The sequence below is a fragment of the Embleya sp. NPDC059213 genome (genome assembly GCF_042754445.1).
Taxonomy (GTDB): Bacteria; Actinomycetota; Actinomycetes; order Streptomycetales; family Streptomycetaceae; genus Embleya.
Window position 1 is genome coordinate 1 of sequence record NZ_JBHZAV010000374.1, and the last position, 3,178, is coordinate 3,178.

Here is a 3,178-nt window from a genome sequence, read left to right on the forward strand (position 1 = left end):
GGCGAGGGTGCGGAGGCCCTTGAGCAGGGCCTGGATGCCGCCGACCGTGAAGAAACCGGGGAGGGTCCAGCCGGGCACCGGCACCGGCAGGTCGTAGGCGCCGGCGGTGAGCAACAGGGCGCGGGGCAACAGGACTTCGACCCCGGCAGGGCCGTGCACCGCGACCCGGGGACCCTCCGGCACGGGGGTGCCGGGCGGTGCGGCGAAGCCGTCGGGCGTGGTCTGCGTGCCGAAGACACCCCACGCGGTGGTGTCGTGCGCGAAGGTGATCCGCGGGTGCGCCGCCGCGCGGGCGAGCAGTGCGCGGCCCGCGGCGTACGCGGGGCCCGCGAGCGGGTCCGAGCCGCCCGCGCCGGGGTCGGGTCGGCGCCAGATCTGCCCACCGGGGCGGGCCTGTTCGTCGACGACCAGGACCTGCGCACCGTGGTGGGCGGCGGCCACGGCGGCGGCGAGACCGGCGGGACCGGCACCGACGATCAGCAACTGCGGTTCGGTGGTGGTCATCACACGTCCTCACGGCCGGTGTCGTCCCGCAGGTCCGAACCGCCGACTCGGTCCCGCAGGTCCGAACGGCCGACCCGGTCTCGCGGGTCCGGGCCACGCGCGCGGCCCGTGTCGACGCGCATGCCCGCGCGGACCGGCTCCTGGCAGGCCCGTACCAGCGGGGTGCCGTCGACGGTGACGGCGCAGTCGAAGCACACGCCCATCCCGCAGTAGGGCGCGCGCGGCCGGCCGGCCCGGTCGTGTCGGGTGACGGGGTGCTCGGTGGCGATCAGGGCGGCGGCGAGTGAGCGGCCGGCCGGCACGCTGTGCGGGCGGCCGTCCAGGGTGATGGATACCTGCGCCGGGTGGTCAGACAAAGTTCAGCGCTCCGAACCGTGCGGGGGAGTAGTCGTCGAGTGGCAGCCCGGTGGTCCCGGTGAGCACCTGTTCGGCGAGCAGGCGACTGTAGGTGGGGCCCAGGGTGAAGCCGGATCCGCCAGTGGCGACGAAGAAGTCGGGGCGGCGCGGGACCGGCCCCAGCAAAGGCAGTTGGTCGGGGGCCAGCGAGGTCGCGCCGGACCAGACGCGCAGCACCGGCAGGCGTTGCACGGCCGGCACCACGCGCGCCGCGTCGGCGCCGGCGAACACCGAGTCCAGCCGCAGTTCGGGGCGGGCGTCCAGGTCGAGCGCTCCGGCGTGCTGGACGAACTTGGCGGCGCGGCCACCGCCGATGAGCACGTTGCCCTCCTCGGTCTGTTTGAGCGAGAGGCGTCGCCCGGCGTGCTGGACCAGGTGCGGGATCAGCGGCGGCGCGGCGGCGGTGACCGTCATGGTGAGCGCGACGGGCACGATGGGCAGCCGGATGTCGGCCATCGCGGCGACCTCGCCGGTCCACACGCCGGCCGCGACCACGACCGCGCGCGCGGCCATCCGGCGTCCGCCGGCGGTCTCGGCGAGCCACTGTCGGCCGTCGTGACGCAGCGCGGTCAGCCGTACGCCGGTGTCGATCCGGGCGCCGTGCCGGCGGGCGGCCCGGGCGTAGGCGTGGGTGACCAGGCGCGGGTTGGCCTTGCCCTCGCCGGGGCACCAGGCGGCGCCGATCACCCGGTCGGAGAGGTAGGGAGCCCGTTCGTGGGTGGCTCGGGCGTCGAGGAGTTCGACGTCCAGTCCGTGCGCGTGTTCCAGGTGCGCCTTGTGCGCGAGCAGGGCCATGTCCTCGGGCGACTCGGCCAGCATCAGGCCGCCGGAGCGGCGCACGCCGCAGGGTTCGCCGAGCTCGTCCTCCAGCCCGGCCCACGAGTGCATGGCGTCCAGGTGCAGCGGCAGGGCCTCGGCGGCGCGGGCGGCGACGGTGGGGCCGTGTTGGATCATCCGGTATTCGAGTTGGAAGTGCAGGCTGCCCGCGTTCTGGCCGGAGGCGTGCCGGTTGAGCTGGTCCTTCTCGATCAGGCGGACCGAGGCGCCCGCGCGGGCGAGGTGGTAGGCCAGTGCGCAGCCGAGCAACCCGCCGCCCACGACCAGGACGTCGGTGGGGTCCGTCGGGCCGGGAGTCCGCACGCCCGGGGTCTGCGAGCCGGGGGCCCCGATGCCGGGAGTCCGCACGCTCGGGGTCTGCGAGCCGGGAGCCCCGATGCCGGGAGTCGGCACGCCGGCTGTCTTCGGGTCGGGTGTCTTCGGGCCGGGAGTCATCAGGCCAGCAGTCCCAGTTCGGCGACCGTGGCGCGGACCTGCTCGGCCTCGGCGACGGTCAGCGGCAGCAGCGGGCGGCGCGGATGGCCGGCGGGCACGCCGCGCAGGGTGAGCGCGTGCTTGAGGATGGCCGGCGCGCTGCCGAAGCGGGGCCCGTAGTCGGCGGTGAACCAGGCCCGCATCAGCACCCGGTCGCGGGCGCCCACGGCCAGCGCGGCGGCCTCGTCGCCGGCGGCGAGGTGGTGGAAGAAGTCGGGGTGGTCGCGGCCGAGGACGGCGCCGGCGCCCATCAGCCCGTCGCCGCCGATGCCGCGCATCAGCGCGATGCCCACCCGGTCGGTGGTGATGCCGAAGTAGCGCACCCGCTCGTGCAGGGCGATCAGGCCCTTGACGAACGCCCCGAAATCGCCGGTGGAGTTCTTGATCGCGACCACGTTGGGCAGGTCCGCCAGCGCGCTCAGGGTGTCCAGGTCCAGGTCCACGCCGGTGCCCCGGGGCCAGTTGTACACACAGACCGGGATGTCGACGGCGGCGCAGACCTCGGCGTAGAAGGCCACGATCTCGCGGGAGTTGGGCACCATGTACGGCGGCGGGGTGAGCAGGATGCCGTCCAGGCCCGCGGCGCGCGCGGCCCGGGCGTGGCCGATCGCGGCGGAGGCGGTGTAGGCGTTGCAGCCGCCGAGCAGCGTGTAGCGACCGCGCACTCGGCGGGCGGCGCGGGTGAACAGGGCGGCGCGTTCGGTAGCGGTGAGGGTGTACCACTCGCCGGTGGTGCCGGCGATGATCACGCCGTCGAGGCGTTCGGCGGCGAACCACTCCAACTGTTCGTCCCAGGCGGCGAGATCGAGGTCGCCCTGGGAGGTGAAGGGGGTTGTCACGGCCGGTATGTAGCCGTGCCAGTCGACGGTGTTGCGGTCCATGCCCTCGGGTCCTTTCGGGGCACAAACACGGGATCCGGGCGACACCCCCCCGCAGGTTTAGGCGGGCGCGGCAACCACCCAAAAAC

Annotated in this window: 4 protein-coding genes; all 4 read right to left on the reverse strand. The window is 74.7% G+C overall.

Translation table 11 applies throughout. From position 1 onward, the window contains the following. A partial coding sequence (locus ACFXMF_RS47270; protein WP_380021302.1) for an NAD(P)-binding protein occupies nt 1–504 on the reverse strand: 504 nt, incomplete at its 3' end. After that, nucleotides 504–860, reverse strand: coding sequence for a (2Fe-2S)-binding protein (locus ACFXMF_RS47275; RefSeq protein ID WP_379989797.1), 357 nt, complete (start codon nt 858–860; stop codon nt 504–506). The genes ACFXMF_RS47275 and ACFXMF_RS47270, both read right to left, overlap by 1 nt. Beyond that, nucleotides 853–2,172, reverse strand: coding sequence for an NAD(P)/FAD-dependent oxidoreductase (locus tag ACFXMF_RS47280; protein ID WP_379989798.1), 1,320 nt, complete (start codon nt 2,170–2,172; stop codon nt 853–855). Before ACFXMF_RS47280 ends, ACFXMF_RS47275 begins: the two co-directional genes overlap by 8 nt. Beyond that, nucleotides 2,172–3,092: a dihydrodipicolinate synthase family protein gene (locus tag ACFXMF_RS47285; RefSeq protein ID WP_379989799.1), complete on the reverse strand. Its 921-nt coding sequence runs from the start codon at nt 3,090–3,092 to the stop codon at nt 2,172–2,174. The genes ACFXMF_RS47280 and ACFXMF_RS47285 overlap by 1 nt, the downstream gene beginning before the upstream one ends. Between the last annotated feature and the right edge of the window lie 86 nt (nt 3,093–3,178).

Excerpts from the sequence above, each read along its gene's own strand:
- ACFXMF_RS47280 (WP_379989798.1), bottom strand. The coding sequence starts at position 2,172 with ATGACTCCCGGCCCGAAGACACCCGACCCGAAGACAGCCGGCGTGCCG.
- ACFXMF_RS47285 (WP_379989799.1), bottom strand. The coding sequence starts at position 3,092 with ATGGACCGCAACACCGTCGACTGGCACGGCTACATACCGGCCGTGACA.